Annotated in this window: 18 protein-coding genes; 2 read left to right on the top strand and 16 right to left on the bottom strand. The window is 66.4% G+C overall.

The window, feature by feature from the left end; translation table 11 throughout:
- Nucleotides 1-18: 18 nt before the first annotated feature.
- From EH199_RS10815 to EH199_RS10740, 16 genes are read right to left on the bottom strand one after another with little or no spacing between them, the layout of a single operon-like run.
- Nucleotides 19-1,158 (bottom strand): flagellar biosynthesis protein FlhB, encoded by a 1,140-nt coding sequence (locus EH199_RS10815; protein WP_124809269.1) that lies wholly within the window; start codon nt 1,156-1,158, stop codon nt 19-21.
- A gap of 10 nt (nt 1,159-1,168) precedes the next feature.
- On the bottom strand, nt 1,169-1,951 hold the full coding sequence (gene fliR, locus EH199_RS10810; protein ID WP_124809268.1) for a flagellar biosynthetic protein FliR: 783 nt from the start codon (nt 1,949-1,951) through the stop codon (nt 1,169-1,171).
- A 10-nt stretch (nt 1,952-1,961) separates the two neighbouring features.
- Nucleotides 1,962-2,234, bottom strand: coding sequence for a flagellar biosynthetic protein FliQ (locus EH199_RS10805; protein WP_124809267.1), 273 nt, complete (start codon nt 2,232-2,234; stop codon nt 1,962-1,964).
- A gap of 13 nt (nt 2,235-2,247) precedes the next feature.
- Nucleotides 2,248-3,120 carry a flagellar type III secretion system pore protein FliP gene (fliP, locus tag EH199_RS10800; RefSeq protein ID WP_124809266.1) on the bottom strand — a complete coding sequence of 291 codons (873 nt, stop codon included), beginning with the start codon at nt 3,118-3,120 and terminating at the stop codon, nt 2,248-2,250.
- A 28-nt stretch (nt 3,121-3,148) separates the two neighbouring features.
- Complete coding sequence (locus tag EH199_RS10795) at nt 3,149-3,439, bottom strand: flagellar biosynthetic protein FliO (RefSeq protein ID WP_124809265.1); 291 nt, start codon at nt 3,437-3,439, stop codon at nt 3,149-3,151.
- Nucleotides 3,439-3,726, bottom strand: coding sequence for a flagellar motor switch protein FliN (fliN, locus tag EH199_RS10790; RefSeq protein WP_124809264.1), 288 nt, complete (start codon nt 3,724-3,726; stop codon nt 3,439-3,441). The genes EH199_RS10795 and fliN overlap by 1 nt, the downstream gene beginning before the upstream one ends.
- A 36-nt stretch (nt 3,727-3,762) precedes the next feature.
- A complete protein-coding gene (locus tag EH199_RS10785; protein WP_124809263.1) occupies nt 3,763-4,659 on the bottom strand; it encodes a FliM/FliN family flagellar motor switch protein in 897 nt (298 codons plus the stop codon).
- A 7-nt stretch (nt 4,660-4,666) separates the two neighbouring features.
- The gene (locus EH199_RS10780; protein WP_124809262.1) at nt 4,667-5,260 is read right to left on the bottom strand and encodes a flagellar basal body-associated FliL family protein; all 594 of its coding nucleotides are present in this window, start codon (nt 5,258-5,260) and stop codon (nt 4,667-4,669) included.
- A 41-nt stretch (nt 5,261-5,301) separates the two neighbouring features.
- Nucleotides 5,302-6,528 (bottom strand): hypothetical protein, encoded by a 1,227-nt coding sequence (locus tag EH199_RS10775; protein WP_124809261.1) that lies wholly within the window; start codon nt 6,526-6,528, stop codon nt 5,302-5,304.
- Nucleotides 6,529-6,557: 29 nt separating this feature from the next.
- Nucleotides 6,558-6,989 (bottom strand): hypothetical protein, encoded by a 432-nt coding sequence (locus EH199_RS10770; protein WP_124809260.1) that lies wholly within the window; start codon nt 6,987-6,989, stop codon nt 6,558-6,560.
- Nucleotides 6,979-8,286 (bottom strand): FliI/YscN family ATPase, encoded by a 1,308-nt coding sequence (locus tag EH199_RS10765; RefSeq protein WP_370449684.1) that lies wholly within the window; start codon nt 8,284-8,286, stop codon nt 6,979-6,981. The genes EH199_RS10770 and EH199_RS10765 overlap by 11 nt, the downstream gene beginning before the upstream one ends.
- Before the next feature lie 56 nt (nt 8,287-8,342).
- Complete coding sequence (locus EH199_RS10760; protein ID WP_124809259.1) at nt 8,343-8,984, bottom strand: FliH/SctL family protein; 642 nt, start codon at nt 8,982-8,984, stop codon at nt 8,343-8,345.
- Nucleotides 8,977-9,987, bottom strand: coding sequence for a flagellar motor switch protein FliG (gene fliG, locus EH199_RS10755; RefSeq protein WP_124809258.1), 1,011 nt, complete (start codon nt 9,985-9,987; stop codon nt 8,977-8,979). Before fliG ends, EH199_RS10760 begins: the two co-directional genes overlap by 8 nt.
- The gene (gene fliF, locus EH199_RS10750; RefSeq protein WP_124809257.1) at nt 9,984-11,723 is read right to left on the bottom strand and encodes a flagellar basal-body MS-ring/collar protein FliF; all 1,740 of its coding nucleotides are present in this window, start codon (nt 11,721-11,723) and stop codon (nt 9,984-9,986) included. Before fliF ends, fliG begins: the two co-directional genes overlap by 4 nt.
- 3 nt (nt 11,724-11,726) lie before the next feature.
- Nucleotides 11,727-12,104 carry a flagellar hook-basal body complex protein FliE gene (fliE, locus tag EH199_RS10745; protein WP_124809256.1) on the bottom strand — a complete coding sequence of 126 codons (378 nt, stop codon included), beginning with the start codon at nt 12,102-12,104 and terminating at the stop codon, nt 11,727-11,729.
- On the bottom strand, nt 12,101-13,309 hold the full coding sequence (locus EH199_RS10740; protein WP_223806612.1) for a sigma-54-dependent Fis family transcriptional regulator: 1,209 nt from the start codon (nt 13,307-13,309) through the stop codon (nt 12,101-12,103). Before EH199_RS10740 ends, fliE begins: the two co-directional genes overlap by 4 nt.
- A 361-nt stretch (nt 13,310-13,670) precedes the next feature.
- Here EH199_RS10740 and EH199_RS10735 point away from each other — a divergent pair, with 361 nt between their 5' ends.
- On the top strand, nt 13,671-14,498 hold the full coding sequence (locus EH199_RS10735) for a flagellin (protein WP_124809255.1): 828 nt from the start codon (nt 13,671-13,673) through the stop codon (nt 14,496-14,498).
- Between the two features lie 136 nt (nt 14,499-14,634).
- Nucleotides 14,635-16,389, top strand: a complete 1,755-nt coding sequence (locus tag EH199_RS10730) for a chloride channel protein (protein WP_124809254.1) — start codon at nt 14,635-14,637, stop codon at nt 16,387-16,389.
- Nucleotides 16,390-16,398: the final 9 nt, after the last annotated feature.

Genomic DNA, 16,398 nt, shown 5'->3' with positions numbered 1-16,398 from the left:
GAGTTAAGGGGTGGCGGATCAATGCATTGTCTGGCGTTCCGGTCGGCCGTCCGCATCGAAGCGCACCTCGATCGGCACTTCCACTTGCGGGGTGGGCGGTGTCTCTCCACGCTTCAGGGAGAGGACGAACGCCAGAACCGAAGCGACCGCGACGTACAGCTCCTCGCGGATCACCTGGTTTTCGCGCGTGGTGAAGTACACGGCACGGGCGAGCGCGGGGTATTCCAGCGTCGGCACGTTCAGTTCCGCGGCCAGTTCGCGCATCGCCAGCGCCTTTTCGCCACGGCCCTTGGCCAGCACGATCGGCGCGGAGGCCTTGTCCGGATCGTAGGCCAGCGCGACCGAGAAGTGGGTCGGGTTGGTGATCACGAACTGGGCCTCGCGCATCGCCTTCTGCACGCCGCCCATGGCAAGCTGGCGCTGCTTGTTGCGGATCGCGCCCTTCTTTTCGGGCGAACCTTCGGCTTCCTTGCTTTCGTCACGCATGTCCTGGTGGCTCATGCGCAGCCGCATGAAGCGGCGTGCCCACTGGACCGGGAAGTCGATCATCGCGATCACGACCAGCCCGCCGGCGAGCATGAACAGCAGCGAGAGCAGCGAATCCCAGGCATAGGCAAGCTGCATCCGCACTTCGCCTCCGCCCAGGCCAACCAGCCCGGAAATCCGCCCGCGCATCCACAAGTAGGCGATGCTGCCGAGCAGAACGAGCTTGGCCAGGCCCTTGCCCAGTTCGATCCAGCCCTGCAGGCCGAGCATCCGCTTCAGGCCCGAAAGCGGGTTGATCCGCGATGCCTTGGGGGCAAGGTTGCTGCCCACCCAGCGCCCGTCGCTGAGGCCGATCTGCGATCCGAGCGATGCGGCCATGATCAGGCCGCCGAGGACCAGCACCGGCGGCAGCAGCGCGACGATGGCCGGCACGATCATCTGATCGGGCGAGAAATCTTCCAGCGTGCCGCGATCCCAGCTGAAGCCGGCGCGGGCGGTGGCGCCCAGTTCGGTCAGCACCCAGGGGCCGGCGAACTTCAGCCAGGCGGCGCCCACGAGCACGGCGATCGCCGTAGTGACTTCGCGGGAGCGCAATACGTCGCCGCGTTTGGCGGCGTCCCGTTTGCGCTTCTCACTTGGGGCGAATGTCTTTTCGCCATTTTCCTCGGCCACCGTGGCGCTCCTACTTGGCGATCATGGCGCCGGCCTGCGTGACAGCGGCGGCGGAAAGGTCTTCCAGCCGGTCGGTCAGCAGCGGCATCGCGGCGATCAGGGCGACGAGCCCGGCCAGGATGCCGGCGGGCAGGCCCAGCGAGAACAGGTTGAGGCTGGGGGCAGAGCGGCTGATCACGCCGGTCATCACCTGCACCAGCAGCAGCAGCAGCGTGACCGGCAGGGCGATCGAAAGCGCGGTGGCGAACATCACCGAACCGAAGCCCATGATGATTTCGAACCGGCCGGGCGCGAACCAGGCGCTGCCGGGCGGGAATGCACGGTAGCTTTCCACGATCAGCGCGATCCAGTTGAGATGCGCGCCAAGGCCCAGGAACAGCACGGTCAGCACCACAGCGAAATACTGGCCGAGCGCGGGCGAATGCGCACCGCTGGAAGGGTCGGCGGCAGTGGCGATGCTCATGCCCATGCTGGCGCCGATCACTTCGGCGGCGATCGTGGGCGCGGCGAAGGAAAGCTGGAGCACGAAGCCGAGCGACAGGCCGATCATGATCTCGTTGAGCGTGGCCATCAGCCCGGCCAGCGACAGCAGGGCGGGGGGCGGGGCGACGGGCGACCAGGCGCAGATCATGATGGCCAGCGACGCCGAAAGCACGACGCGCAGCTGATAGGGGACGGCCATCGCGCCGAACAGCGGGGCGGCGAGCATGGCTGCGCCGATCCGTGTCATCACGAACAGCATCCGCCAGAACTCGTGTTCCAGTCCGCCGAAGCCGAAGTTGAGCTGGATCATCGCGCGGCGCTCAGTTCCCGGTGGCCGCGATCTGGGCGAAGATGTCCTTCATGAAATCGCCGATCAGGCCCATCATCGCGCCGCCCAGCAGCACGAGAACCAGGGCGATGATCGCCAGCTTGGGCACGAAGGTCAGCGTCTGTTCGTTCACCGAGGTCGCCGCCTGGATGACGCCGACGACAAGACCGACGGCCAGCGAGGCGAGCAGGACCGGGGCGGCAACCAGCGCGGTCACCCACAGCATCCGGTCGGCAAGGGCAAGGAGGGCGGAAGTATCGTCCATGGCGCGTCTCCTCCTAGCCGAAGCTGGCCGCAAGGCTGCCCATCAGCAGTGCCCACCCGTCCACAAGAACGAACAGCAACAGCTTGAATGGCAAAGAGATTACCGTGGGCGACATCATCATCATGCCCAGGCTCATCAGCACCGATGAAACCACCAGGTCGATCACCAGGAAGGGCAGGAACAGCATGAAGCCGATCTGGAAGGCGGTCTTCAACTCGCTGGTCACGAAGGCCGGCAGCAGGATCGAGAAGGGCACGTCGGCGGCGTTGGTGAACTTGGGCGCGTGGGCCATGTCGGCGAACATCGACAGATCGTGCTCGCGCGTCTGCCGGATCATGAAGGCGTGGAATTCCTTGCCGCTCGCGCTGATCGCCTGCTCGGCGTTGATCGTGCCGGCGGCATAGGGCTGGATCGCATTGGCGTTCACCTTGTCCAGCGTCGGCGCCATGACGAACAGCGACAGGAACAGCGAAAGGCCGATCAGCACTTGGTTCGGCGGCGACTGCTGAAGCCCCAGCGCCTGCCGCAGGATCGCCAGCACCACGAGAATGCGGGTGAAGCTGGTCATCATCAGGACCAGCGAAGGCAGGATCGTGAGCAGCCCCATGATGAGCAGGAGCTGCAGCGATAGCGAAAGACTGCCACCCTGCTGGTTGCCGGCCATCTGGCCGAAGGCGCGGTCGAGCGCGCCCGAAACGGCCGAAGGCGACGGGGTCGCGGCAGCCGGGGCCGAAGCGGGCGCGGCCTGCGCGGCGATGGTGGAAGCGGGGGCGGCGGATGCGGGCGCCACGGCTTGCGCATGGGCGGCCGGCACGCTGCCGAAAATCAGGGAAATGGCCAGGAACGCGCTGAACAGGGCGGATGCCATGGGGCCGAAGATACGCATGCGAAGAAGATCCTGCGGGTAGGCGGTGTCAGGCCGTGGTGTCGATCAGCGGCTCGTGCGAGGCGCTGCGCGCCGGCGCTTCCGCCAGGGCAACAAGCCCGTTCTTCGAGGCCGAGACGAGGATTTCGCGACCGTGGAATTCCAGCACGGCAAGCCGCAGGGTGGGCGAGAGCATCTGCGTTTCGATGATCTTCACCGAACGCGTGCCCTGTCCCTGCCCGAACTTGCCTTCCATCCGCTTGGCGAACTTCAGGCTGGCCCAGGCCAGGCCGCCGATCAGCGGCAGCAGGATCAGCAGCTTGAGAATATACCAGAACATCAGGCGGCCTCGCCCTTTCCGGTGAAGGCGACAGGCGTTGCGTCGCCTGCCAGCTCGACGATGCGAAGGCCGAAGCGATCGCCCTGCGCCACGACTTCGCCGCGCGCGATGAGCTTGCCGTTGACCATGACGTCGAGCAGTTCGTCGGTCTGGCGGTCAAGCATGATGACGCTTTCCTCGCTCAGGCCGAGAACGTCCTTCAACTTCATTTCGGTGCGACCGAGTTCCACGGTCAGGCGGACGTCCACGTCCTTCAGAAGATCAAAGCTGCGGGGAATAAAGCTCATGGGGTGCCTCGTTCGAATGCGTGTGGTCTGGCAAAATCAGGAAGGATTGGTGATCTGGATGGCGACCCGGTCATCGACCGAGCCAAGCGTTCCGTGCGCGATCGTTCGTTTGCCGACACGGACCGGAATGTTGCGGGCGATCGGCAAGGACAGGATTTGTCCCACTTCCAGCGATGATATCGTGGAAAGCGGCAGTGCCACATCGACCAGCAGCGCGCTGACCGGCAGCGGCATGTCCGCGAACGGTTGCGACAACGGATCGGCCGGGCCAACGCGGGTGCGCGCGATCGGCGGCTTCTCGCCATGCCCGAACAGGTGCGCCAGCGTGGTCAGCGGGAAAGCGATCCGCATGGTCCACGGTGCAAGGCCTTCCTCCGTCACGGACACGGTCAGCACGGCCAGTTGCGTCGCCGCCGGGAAGGGGTGGAGCTGACGCAGGCTGCTGTCGCGGCGGATCGGCTGGACGGCGTCCGCCGAATTCGATCCCAGCGCGGCGGCCAGCCCGATGCCGATCTGGCGTTCCAGCCGGTCGATCATCAGTTCCGCCGAGAGGGGGAATTCGCGGGGAAGCACCTCCGGCACCTGGCCGCGGCCGCCAAACGCGCGGTCCACCAGGCTGAGCACCGCTTCCGCCTCGATCGTGCAGAGCAGCGGAGCAGCCTGGGAACCGGCTGCCATCAGGCTGTTCGCCGCCAGCGATTCAACCGTCGTGACGAATTCCTTGAAGTTGCAGCTCGTCGGTTCGGCAACCGCCACCTGCGGTCCCTCGTTGCCCAGCAGCGGTGCAAGCGCGACGCGGAGCGAGCGGGCGAACCGTTCCGTGGCGCGGGAAAGCGCCGGGATCAGTTCCGCCGGTCCGGGACCGGGGCGCAGCAACGCTTCGCTGTGCTGGGCCAGCGGGCGTTCGGCAATAAAGGCGCGTTCTGGCTTCATGGTTGCCTTACTGGACGATGAAAGTCTTGAAATAGACCGCGTCGACTCCGCCGAAACCTTCGGCCGAAGTCAGCACCTTGTTGATCGTGGCGGTCAGCCGCTTCTGCAGGCGATCCTTGCCTTCGGCAGTGTGGATGTCTGCTTCGGGCGTGTCGGCCAGATCGGCGAGGATCGCGGATCGGAGCGCCAGTTCATGCTTCTTGAGCCACAGCATCACGCGATAGTCGCGGCGCGTGGAAGCAGCGATGCTGGTCTGCACAAGCGCGTCGGAATCCCTGAGGTTCGACGTGAAATCCTCGGCGAAGCTGAAGTAAAGCGTGCGGTATTCGCTGCCGCCGTCACCCTCGGCGCCTTCGGCCGCCGCGCCCTCACCTTCGCCTTCCTTGGCCACGGGCGCGAAGGGATCCTTGGCGCCCTTGCGGATCAGCTTGGGCGTGTTGTCTTCCTTCTTGGCTTCGTGCGAGCCGCCGATGATCCCGGCCGCGACAAGACCGTAAGCCCCGCCACCGCCGACGGCGATCAGGCCAACGGCCATGCCGATCTTCATCATCATGCCACCGCCCTTCTTCGGCTTGGCTTCCTTGTCCTTCTTATCGCTCATGCGAGGTCCTTCGATCGGTATTCGTGGAATGGTGGGGCGCGTCAGGCGTAGATGCCGTCAGCGTTGGGATCGGTTGTGGTTTCCTGACCGCCGACGCGCGGCGCGGCGGTCCGGGGAAGCGTATCGGCGATCGGCGCGCGACCCTGGCGGCCCTGCGCGTTCGCGCCGTCGGCCGAGGTCTGCGTCTGGCCGCCGGCGTGGCGCTGCTGCGCTTCCGATCGCGGCGCGTTGGCGTCGGCGTTGGTGGAGCCGGCGTCTGCGCGGCTGGCGGCGGCCACGGCAGGGGCAAAGGCCGGGTCGGCGCTGCTCATCGCAACGGAGAGGCCATTGTGTTCCTGGCGGAACTGCAGCGAAACCTTGCCGAATTCGGCGTGGGCGAGCGAGACGCCGACCGTGCCAATGCCGGCTTCTTCCTTCGCGCGGGCGATCGTTTCCACCAGCGTGGCGAAGTTGACGGGCTGTGCCGCCGAAGCGCCGTTGGCTGGCGCGGCGCCCTGGGGCTGCGCGGCGTTGACCGGCGCGCTCTGAACGGCGGCAAGCGAGTAGCCGTCGGTCGGCAGGGCATCGCTCTCTACCTTGGTGGCGGAGACGGCGGCGGCAAGCGTGGCGGACTGTGCCTTGTGGGAGGTTTCGGAAGGCGCCATCGCCTGCGCCAGCATGTCCGCCGTCTGCGGCGCTGCGGCGTGGGCGGCGGCCTGAGCCTTGTCGCCGGTGGTCGCCGCCGGTGCCGCGCCTTGCGGTTCGAGCGTGAGCTTGGCGGTCGCGACGTCTTCGGGAATGCCCAGGGCACCGGCGATCTGCGCGCCAGCGGCCTTGGCCGTTTGCGCGATGGCGACGGGCAGGGCGGGAGCGGTTGCGGCCGCGCTTCCGTCAGCGGTGGCTTCGGAAGCGCCAGCGGCGTTTCCGTTCGGCTGCGTTTGCCGCAGAAGGCTGGCGATCAGCGAGGGATCGATGCTTGCCGCTGCCTTGGCCTCGGCATCCTTGCGGTCCTCGTCCTTTTCGGATGCGTCATCGTCATCGTTGCCGGATGCCTTGCCGGCAACCGGCAAGGTTTTGCCGCTTGCCGGCAAATCGTCTGCCGGCTTTGCAGTATCGCGTGCGGTGGACGCGGTACGATCATCGTTCGCATTGCGAGCGGCGGACGCCCGGCGTTGATCCAGAACGGCCTGAAATGCCGGACTGCCTGCATTCTCGTCGCTCGCGGACAGTGCGGCATCGCTGCCTGCATGCGCGGCCGTCGCAGAATTGAAGGCGGCAATTTCGAACATCGCGGACTCCCTGGTGGTTCCGCGATCTTCTATTCAAGGTTCGTGCCAAATGCCTTTTTTGCCGTCAATGCCACGGTGTTTGCCGCCGTTTTGCGGGCAATGAGCTGGGATTGGGCCTCGACCCTGTCCTCCACCGCGGCCCGCCTGCGTTCGGCTTCAGCGGCTTCGCGCGCCTTGGCATCGGCGATGGCGCGCGCCCGTTCCATGTCGGCGCGGGTTCCATTGGTAACCTCGTCCAGCCCGCGCACGAACTGGTGCAGGTGCTGGAGCGCGGCCGCGTCCTGGGCATCGCTGCGCGCGGCATAGTCGAGCGACATGCGCGCGGTGCGTTCGGCCAGCCCCTGCAACTGGGCAAGGGTGCCCTCCGCGAGCCCGGCTTCGACCAGCGCATTCCGTCGCGCGATGTCGCGGATGCGTTCCAGGCGTTGCAGGCGCGCAAGTTTGGCGCGTTCAGCCTTCATGGTCCAGCAGCTTGGTCAACGCGGCGACGCTCGCATCGAGCGGGACGATTTCGGGCGCGGGCTGGCACAGGAACTGCGTCAGCTCGTCATGCATGGCGATGGCGCGATCCAGTTGCGGGTCCGCGCCCGATCGATAGGCTCCCATCAGCACAAGATCGCGATTGGCTTCGTAACTGGCGATCAGCGCACGGAAATCGCGCGCCAGCTTCTGGTGCTGCGGCGCGGTGATGTCGTTCATCACGCGGCTGAGCGAGGCGGCGATGTCGATCGCCGGATATTGCCCGCGCTGCGCGAGATCGCGCGAGAGCACGACGTGACCATCGAGAATCGAGCGGGCGGTATCGACCACCGGATCGTCCTGGTTGTCGCCGTCCGCCAGCACCGTGTAGAGTCCGGTGATCGAACCGCCACTGGCGGCAGAGTTGCCGGCGCGTTCGACCAGCTTGGTGATCGTCGCCAGCGCGGACGGCGGATAGCCGCGCGCCGCGCCGGGTTCACCCAGCAGCAGCGCGATCTCGCGCCCGGCATGGGCCACGCGAGTCAGGCTGTCCATGATGAGCAGGACGCGCTTGCCCTGCGCGCGGAAGTATTCGGCCAGGCTGGTGGCGAGCAACGCCCCGCGAATGCGCAGGTTCGGCGCGTGATCCGCCGGAACGGCCACCACGACACTGCGCGACCGCTTTTCGCCATTCATGTGGCGTTCGACGAAATCGGATACTTCGCGCGCGCGCTCGCCGATCAGGCCGACGATGACGATTTCCGCTTCGGCCCCGTGCGCGACCATGTCGAGCAGGACCGATTTGCCGACGCCGGAACCGGCCATGATGCCGATGCGCTGGCCGACGCCGAACGTGGTGATGGCATTGAGCGCCCGAACGCCGGTATCGAAGGTCTGGCGGACCGGGCTGCGATCCAGCGCGCCGGCGCGGACGCCGCCCGAAGGCCATTCCTTCTGCGCAACGATCGGGGCGCCGCCATCGATCGGCTTGCCTTCGCCATCGACCGCGCGTCCCAGGAAGGCTTCACCCACCGGCAACATGCCGGGGCGGCCTTCGGGCCGCACGCGCGCGCCGGGGCGCAGCAGCACGGGATCGCCGAGCAGCATCATCAGGGTATTGCCGTTGCGAAAGCCGATGACCTCGGCCGCCAGCGAACCGCGTCCGTGCATGATCCGGCACTGCGTGCCGATCGGCACGGATAGTCCGGTCACTTCCAGCATGCCGCCATCACAGGCGGTCAGCAGGCCATAGCGCGCAGGCGCCAGGTCCGGATCCGCCGCGGCGAAGCGGTGGAGCATCGCCAGGGCGGGGTTCATGCGGGAAGGAGGGATGGCGTCCGGCGCGAGCGCGGGATTCAACATGCGCGAAGCGCCTCCTGCAATGCGATGCGCCACTGTTCCGGCCCATCCTCGACGCCGCCTTGCGCGCCTTCCACGCGGATGGAGCCGCGTTCGAGGGCGGGATCGGGTTCGAAGTGCCAGTCTTCGGGCAGGTTATGGGCAACCAGCGCGAGATCCTCGGGATGCAGCCTGATCACGCGCGCGTCCTGCGCGCGCGCGAGCATTCCGGCGGCGATCCGGACCCGTTCGGTCAGCCGATCGGGCGCGATGGCGGCTTCGTCCAGCACGGACTGGCACAAGGCCAGAACCGTTTCGCGCAGCCGTTCATGCAGCAACGCAAGCTGATCGCCATCCATCCGCGTCATCGCCATTTCGATCCGGTGGCGCGTTGCGTCGGCGATCGCGGCTTCTGCTTCGGCGGCGCTGCGTCCCTCGGCGTGGCCCTTGGCATAGCCATCCGCGAAAGCGCGGGTGACCGGATTTTCCGGTTCCGGTTCGGGGACGTGTTCGACAACGGGGGCAGGCGGCGTGTGGGCGCGACGCGCCAGCGGCGATACTTCCATGCGGCCGCCACCAACGAAGCGCTTGTCCGGAGCAAAGCCTACGCGCCGTTCCGTCAATGCGGAAAGCGCAACCGCGCGGGTCGGCTCAGACATAATCGTCGTCGCTCGCGCCGAACACGATCACGCCTTCGGCAGCCAGCCGGCGCGCGGCCGTGACCATGGCCTTCTGCGCCTCGATCACTTCGGCCATCTTCATGCGGCCCCGCTCGTTGATCTCGTCGCGCACGCCATCGGCGGCGCGCGAGGACATGGCGTCGAAGAACACCTCGCGTTGCGTGTCCGGAATGCCCTTCAGCGCGGCGATCAGCGTGTCGCTGTCCACTTCGCGCAGCAGGGAACCCATCGACTTGCTGTCGAGCACGAATAGGTGCTCGAACTTGAACATCTCGTTCTCGATCTGCTTGGCGAGCTGTTTGTCGATCTTGTTGATCTCGGGCATCACCCGCTTTTCGACCGCGCGTGCGGCGGCGTTGATGATGTCGGCCGCTTCGCGCGGCCCGCCCATCGTCATCACCGACTGGCCATGGCATTCGCCGATGCGGCGATTCAGCATCTGTTCGAGCATCGCGATGGCATCCGGCGAAACCGGTCCCAGCGTGGCGATGCGATGCACGACCTGCGGCTGGATGTTGTCCGGTAGCGCGTGCAGCACGGCGGCGGCCACTTCCGGGTCAAGCTGCACCAGCAGCACCGCGATCGCCTGCGGATGTTCGTCGCGGATCAGCGGGGTCAGCACCTGGGGCGTCAGCCAGCGCGCAAGTTCCAGCGGCGAGGTGCGCGGCAGGTCGGCCGGCGTGATGCGCTGCATCAGGCTTTCCGCCTTGATCTCGCCCACGGCGCGGGTCATCAGCGAACGGACCTGGCCGATGCGGTCGTGCGCGGTCAGGCCAAGGCGTTCGGTGCGTTCGACGAAACCGGTGATCGCCTGCGCGATCGCCATCGGGCCGATCTCGCCCAGCGCGCACATCTTCTCGCCCAGCGTCCGCAGCTCTTCGGGTTCCAGCTGGCCAAGGATTTCCGCGGCCTGCTCGTCCTCAAGCAGCATGACCATCACCGCGGCGCGTTCGGCGCCGCTGATGGGAGACAGGTCGCTCATACCGCTTCCTCCGTATTTTCCTTCAACATCTGGCGCAGGGCGGCAACGGCGCTGTCAGGCTTTTCCTTCACCAGCCGCTGGGCGATGCCAACCTGGCGGCTCAGCAGTTCGGTATCGACGACGCCCGTGGAGGCGTCCTGCGCCGGGCGCAGATCGGCCTTGGCGACCAGCGGCTTGGGGGCGGAAACGGCGCCTTCGCCGTCCTCCGCTGCCTCTTCATCGTCGTTTTCAGCCTTGCTGCGCTTCGATGCGGCCGGATCGCGCTTCAGCGCCTTGATCAGCGGGCGCACGCCCAGCAGCAGCACCAGCAGCACCGCGAGCAGGGCAACGGCATTGCGCAGGATCGTGGCGAACCACGGCGTCTCGTAGAACTTGGGCGCTTCGACAACCGCCGGCTTGAAGCTGCGGATGGCAACGGCGACCTGGTCGCCCCGCGTCGGGTCCGCGCCCACAGCGGCGCTGACGAGCTGCTTGATCTGTTCGATATCGGCGGGCTTGGCCTTGGCCATCGCCTCCTGGCTCACGGCCACAGCAACCGACAGGCGCTTGATCTTGCCCGGCGCCACGTTGGACACGGCCACTTCGCGGCCCAGTTCGTAGGTGCGCGTGGACGAGCTTTCGCCATTGGATGGCGGTGCGGCGGGCGTTCCGGGCGTGCCCGGAGTTCCCGGCGCCTGGCCGTTGGCGGCCTGCGCCCCCTGCGCCGGCGTGCCTTGCGGCGCACCCGGCTGGGCGGTGGTCGCGGGTGGCGGCGTGTTCGACAGTACGCCCGGTACCCCGATCGCGCCGGCCGCTCCGGCCGACTGGGAAGCGGACTGCGATTCCGTGCGGACCGCGCCCTGCTTGTCATAGCTTTCGCGGGCCGAGGTCACCTGGTCCATATCGAGATCGACCTGGATCTCGCTCGAAAAGTTGCCGTCGCCCAGCATCGGGGTCAGCAACTGGGAAACCTGCTGGCGGAGCTTGTCCTCCATCCGGCCCTGGATTTCGATGCGGTCGCTATCACCCGCCTTGGCGGCGGACAGCAGGCGGCCGTGCTGGTCGATCACTTTCACGGAATCGACCGACAGGCCCGGCACCGATCCCGCCATGAGGTTGACGATCGCGGAAACCTGGCTGTCGGAAAGCTGGCGGCCACGGGCCAGTTTGACCATGACCGATGCCGAAGGCGCCACGTTGTCGCGCACGAACACCGACTTTTCCGGTTCGGCAAGGTGGACCCGCACGGCTTCCACGCCGTCGATTTCCATCATCGTCAGTTCCAGCTCGCGCTCGCGCGCGGCCTGAAGGCGCTGGCCTTCCAGCGTCCGGCTGGCGCCCATCGGCAGCTTGTCGATCATCTGCTGCCCGGTTTCGGGCGCGGCGATCGCCCCGTCCGAGGCAGCGACCATGCGGGCCTTGTAAAGATCGCTTTCCGGCACGGTGATCGCGCCGGTCGAATTGTCGATCGTGTAGGGGATCGACGCCTTGTCGAGCGCGGCGACCACTTGCGCGCGTTCGTTGTCGGAAAGCTGCGAATAGAGCATCCGCTGCGGGGCAGGGGCCATGGTCATCCACAGCACGCCGGCAAGCCCGGCTGCCGACATGCCGGCAAACCAGGGCAGGGCGCGGCGAACCGACGTCTGGCCCATGAAGGCGCGCAGCCGTGCCGAAGCGCCGCCGAGCGCGGGATCGGTCAGCGGCGTCAGCACCGAAGGAGTACTGCCGCCAGCGACAGCGGGAACAAGGTCACTCATTTATCAGACCCCCATCCGCATGATGTCCTGGTACGCGGACAGCAGGCGGTTGCGAACTTGGAGCGTGGCTTCGAAGGCGACGCCGGCTTCTTGCCGGGCGAGCATGACCTTCGCGACATCGGTCACTTCGCCACGTTCGTAGGCTTCGCTGACCGCTTCCGCCTTGTTCTGCGTGGCGCTGACGCTGTCGAGCGCGGACTTGAGTGCTTCGGTGAAACCGCCGGCCGGACCACTGCTCTGGGTCTCGGCCGCGCCCGACGCGGCTGCATCGGGCTTGTGGATTTGCTGAAGCAGGTTGGAACGATCAATGATCTGCTGACGCAGCGCGATGATCTGCTGCACCCCGGCGGCACTTCCGCCGATTCCGTTGATACCACTCATCGACGACCTCCAGCGACTGCGATGCCGGCTTCACGGAAGCTGGCAAGGCGATAGCGTAGCGTGCGTTCCGAAATGCCGAGCTGGCGTGCCGCGGCCACGCGGCTGCCGCCGCAGGCCTCGAGCGTGGCCAGGATTGCCCGCGCTTCGGAAATCTGAACGATGTTGGAAAGCTTGGCTCCGGACGCGCCCATGTCGTCCGCGACGATTTCGGCGGGCGCGGCCGGTACTGCCGGGTTGATCGGCGTCACCGTGCCCGGCATCGGTGCGGCCTGCGCGCCGTTGCGATCAGTGACCAGGCGGGCAGGGCGATCGAACACGATGTGCTGCGGCAGGATTTCCGGCGCATCGCCTGCAAGAAGCAGCGCACGGCGCACCACGTTTTCCAGTTCGCGGACGTTGCCCGGCCAGGTGTGCTGGGCCAGCAGCGTGATCGCGGCATCGGAAATCCACGGCGTGTTCATGCCGCGCGGAACGTGGCGCAGCATCATCGCGAAGGCGAGCGGCGCGATATCTTCCGGGCGCTCGCACAGCGCGCCCAGCGAGAGCGGGAAAACGTTGAGGCGGTAGTAAAGGTCCGCGCGGAAGCGGCCTTCCTCGACCTCCAGCGGCAGATCCCGGTTGGCGCAGGCGATCACGCGCACGTCAACCTTGACCGGCTGCGTCGCACCCAGCGGCAGCACTTCGCCTTCCTGCAGCGCGCGCAGCAGCTTTGCCTGGAGCGAAATCGGCATCTCCGCGATTTCGTCGAGCAGCAGCGTGCCACCGTCGGCGGCGCGGAAGAAACCTTCGCTGGCCGCGTTGGCACCGGTGAAGGCGCCCTTCTGGTGACCGAACAGCAGCGCTTCCAGCATCGTTTCCGGCATCGCGGCGCAGTTGATGGCGATGAACGGCTTGTCGGCGCGGCGCGAACGATCGTGGATGAAGCGGCTCAACACTTCCTTGCCGGTTCCGGTCGGGCCGTTGATGAGCACGGGAATGTCGCTCGCGGCGATGCGTTCGGCCAGGGCGAGGACGGAGAGGCTTTCTGGATCGGCGGCTACGGGCGTGCCGGCGGGGGCGGCACAGGCAAGCAGCGCGGCGAGCGCGCCTTCCGAAGCTCCATCGACATAGCGCAGCGTGAACTGGCGGCCTCCCGGCGCGCGGATCAGTTCGTTGTGCGGTGCGCGTTCAAGGGCGATCGCGATCTTTCTGGGATCATGCTGCACGCATTCTTCCGATGCGTACACATACGTACCAGCGCTGCTGCCGAAGCTCCCGACAATAGCATCCGCCCGCTGAACCAGTGGCGCGTTAACGCTTCCGGCTTGTTCAGAGACGTTCAATCCGTCCGTATGTTGATCCATGTTAATGGCCCCCGTCTTAACCATATCTGGTGACGGTTTGCCTCTAAATCCTAAATGAACCATTAACCTCAGTGTTCGTACTTAGGCGTTGAGCGTAGTTTTTTGCACGCCGCGCATTTTTTCCCCTTAAAAACCCGATCCCCATGCCGGTCTTTGCCTCGACAGCCGCGTTATCCCCGTGACTCGGCGGTCCTCTCGGGAACGATCCTCACTGGAGACTGACATGACCGTTATCAACACCAACATCAGCGCACTGCGCGCGGCGAACGCTTCGAACTCGGCCAGCCAGATGCTGGGCACTGCCATGCAGCGCCTGTCCACCGGCACCCGCATCAACAGCGCGAAGGACGACGCCGCCGGCCTCGCCATCGCCACCTCGATGACCTCGCAGATCACTGGCATGAACCAGGGCATCCGCAACGCCAACGACGGCATCTCGCTGGCGCAGACGGCTGAAGGCGCGCTGGGCGAAGTCACCAACATGCTGCAGCGTATCCGCGAACTGGCCACCCAGTCGGCTTCGGGCACCTATCAGGACACCACCGACCGCGCTTACATGCAGACGGAAGTCGACCAGCTGACCTCGCAGATCGATCAGGTCGTCACCAACACCAAGTTCAACGGTGTTGCTCTGTTCGACGGTTCGACCGCGACGGTGAAGATCCAGGCCGGCGCCAACGCCAGCGACACGGTTGACCTTTCGATGGCCGACCTGACCACGCTGGCTGCGAGCGGCGGTGCGGCCGGTTCCTATGACGTTTCGACGGCGACGTCGGCCAATGGCCTTCTGTCGACGCTCGACACCGAACTCGAATCGATCTCCAGCGCCCGTTCGACGCTGGGTGCCGGCCAGAACCGCCTCCAGTCGGCGGTCAACAACCTGACCAGCAACGTCACGAACCTGTCGGATGCCCGCTCGCGCATTCAGGACACCGACTACTCGGCGGAAACGACGGCGCTCGCCAAGGCCCAGATCCTGAGCCAGGCTTCGACGGCGATGATCGCCCAGGCCAACCAGAGCCAGCAGAACGTTCTCTCGCTGCTCCGCTAAGCCTGACGCAACCTGACACCTGCCTCCACCAGGTGGCGGCCCGGCGATCGCGAGATCGCCGGGCCTTTGGCGTTTTCAGCGCGGGCATGCGTCATGTCTTCTTGACTCCGCGCGCGCGAGGCGATTGGCCGGAGCCGTGGCTTCGTCTGGCAAATATCTCGTGCGGTCCGCCGCCATCCGGTTCCGCCGCCGCCTGCGCGAAAGCGAGGCGGCCTTTATCGTGCTCGCGCTGCTGGCCGGGCTTGCGGCCGGTATCCTCACCAATGCGCAGCAGTTCCTGGCGCACGGCATCCAGCACTTCTTCTATGGCGTCACGATCAACCGGCTGAGCGCGCTGGGATCGATCCATCACCCCTGGCGCCTGCTGGCGCTGCCGATCGGCGGGTTGTTGCTGGTGTTCATGGCGCGATGGCTCCATCGCCGCCGCCGGACGCTGATCGACGTGGTCGAGGCGAATGCGCTGCACGGCGGGCGGTTGCCACTGTCCGACAGCCTGATCATCGCCGGGCAGACCATCGTATCGAATGGTGCGGGCGCTTCGGTCGGGCTCGAAGCCGCCTATGCCCAGATGGGCGGCGGCATCGCCTCCGCGCTGGGGCAATGGTTCAAGCTGCGCCGCGCGGATCTGCGCACGCTGACCGGGGCAGGGGCCGGCGCGGCCGTCGGCGCGGCTTTCGGCGCGCCATTGGCCGGCGCGTTCTATGCCTTCGAGATCGTGATCGGAACCTACACCCCGGCCGCGATCGCACCGGTGGTCACGGCCGCGTTGTCGGCCGTCTTCGTCACGCGCCTGCTTGGCGTGGAGCCTTATCTGATCGCGACGACGGCGGACCGGGTGCTGCACACGCCCGATTACCTTGTCTATGCGGCGCTCGGACTGGTCTGCGCTTCCATGGGCATCGTGGTCATGCGCCTGGTCACGGCGATGGAGCTGGTGGTGCAAGCCTGGACGCGCATCGGCGTGTGGCGGCCGGTGATCGGCGGCTTCCTGCTCATGCCGATCGCCTGGCTCTCGCCGCAGGCGCTGTCGGCCGGACATGGCGCGCTGCACCTCAACCTTCTGCTGCATCCGCCGATCATGTTTCTGCTGACCGTGCTGGCCCTGAAGATCGCGGCGTCCGTGATCTCGCTCAGCTTCGGTTTCCGCGGGGGGCTTTTCTTCGCCTCGCTGTTCCTCGGTTCACTGGTCGGGCAGATTTTTGCCGGTGTGGGCAACATGCTGTTTCCCGGCTTGGCGATCGATTCCAACGATGCGGCGCTGGTGGGCATGGCCGCATTCAGCGTGTCCGTGGTGGGTGGTCCGATGACGCTGGCCATGCTGATGCTGGAAACCACGCACGATTTCGCGCTGATGGGCGTGGTGCTGACCGCATCGCTTATTTCCAGCGCCGTCACGCGCGAAGCCTTCGGCTATTCCTTTTCCACCTGGCGTCTCCACGTGCGCGGATCGATCGTGCGCAGTCCGCGCGACATCAGCTGGGTCGTGGACCTTCACGCCGGCCGCATCATGCGCAAGGACTGGGTCAGCATCGCGGACGACAGCACCATTGCCGCGTTTCGCGCGGCGATTCCATTGGGATCGGCCAGCAAGGCCGTGCTTGTCGATCGCGAAGGGCGTTATCGCGGGATCGTTCCCACGGCGCTGGCCTATCGGTCCGATCTCGCCCTGGATGGCCTGATCAGTTCGGTAGCCACGCTGGTCGATACCACGCTGCATCCCGAGACGGGCATTCAGGAGATGCTGGCCCTGTTCGATCGGCTGGCAGTGGACGAAATGGTGGTGGTCGATGCCGCCCAGCACGTCGTCGGCGTGGTTACCGAACGCCATGCCCGCCGGCGCTATTTCGAGAAACTCGAAAGCGCGCAGCGGGACATTTTCGGCGAAACCTGAAGGGCAGGC

It is taken from the genome of Novosphingobium sp. LASN5T (assembly GCF_003856955.1).
GTDB lineage: Bacteria > Pseudomonadota > Alphaproteobacteria > Sphingomonadales > Sphingomonadaceae > Novosphingobium.
The sequence above is the reverse complement of the archived record's forward strand: the minus strand, read 5'-3'. Positions and strand labels throughout refer to the sequence as shown.

Bases quoted from the DNA above. Each gene is read 5' to 3' on its own strand.
- fliR (WP_124809268.1), bottom strand. From the start codon at position 1,951: ATGATCCAGCTCAACTTCGGCTTCGGCGGACTGGAACACGAGTTCTGG.
- EH199_RS10805 (WP_124809267.1), bottom strand. From the start codon at position 2,234: ATGGACGATACTTCCGCCCTCCTTGCCCTTGCCGACCGGATGCTGTGG.
- fliP (WP_124809266.1), bottom strand. From the start codon at position 3,120: ATGCGTATCTTCGGCCCCATGGCATCCGCCCTGTTCAGCGCGTTCCTG.
- EH199_RS10795 (WP_124809265.1), bottom strand. From the start codon at position 3,439: ATGTTCTGGTATATTCTCAAGCTGCTGATCCTGCTGCCGCTGATCGGC.
- fliN (WP_124809264.1), bottom strand. From the start codon at position 3,726: ATGAGCTTTATTCCCCGCAGCTTTGATCTTCTGAAGGACGTGGACGTC.
- EH199_RS10785 (WP_124809263.1), bottom strand. From the start codon at position 4,659: ATGAAGCCAGAACGCGCCTTTATTGCCGAACGCCCGCTGGCCCAGCAC.
- EH199_RS10780 (WP_124809262.1), bottom strand. From the start codon at position 5,260: ATGAGCGATAAGAAGGACAAGGAAGCCAAGCCGAAGAAGGGCGGTGGC.
- EH199_RS10775 (WP_124809261.1), bottom strand. From the start codon at position 6,528: ATGTTCGAAATTGCCGCCTTCAATTCTGCGACGGCCGCGCATGCAGGC.
- EH199_RS10770 (WP_124809260.1), bottom strand. From the start codon at position 6,989: ATGAAGGCTGAACGCGCCAAACTTGCGCGCCTGCAACGCCTGGAACGC.
- EH199_RS10765 (WP_370449684.1), bottom strand. From the start codon at position 8,286: ATGCTCCACCGCTTCGCCGCGGCGGATCCGGACCTGGCGCCTGCGCGC.
- EH199_RS10760 (WP_124809259.1), bottom strand. From the start codon at position 8,984: ATGTCTGAGCCGACCCGCGCGGTTGCGCTTTCCGCATTGACGGAACGG.
- fliG (WP_124809258.1), bottom strand. From the start codon at position 9,987: ATGAGCGACCTGTCTCCCATCAGCGGCGCCGAACGCGCCGCGGTGATG.
- fliF (WP_124809257.1), bottom strand. From the start codon at position 11,723: ATGAGTGACCTTGTTCCCGCTGTCGCTGGCGGCAGTACTCCTTCGGTG.
- fliE (WP_124809256.1), bottom strand. From the start codon at position 12,104: ATGAGTGGTATCAACGGAATCGGCGGAAGTGCCGCCGGGGTGCAGCAG.
- EH199_RS10735 (WP_124809255.1), top strand. From the start codon at position 13,671: ATGACCGTTATCAACACCAACATCAGCGCACTGCGCGCGGCGAACGCT.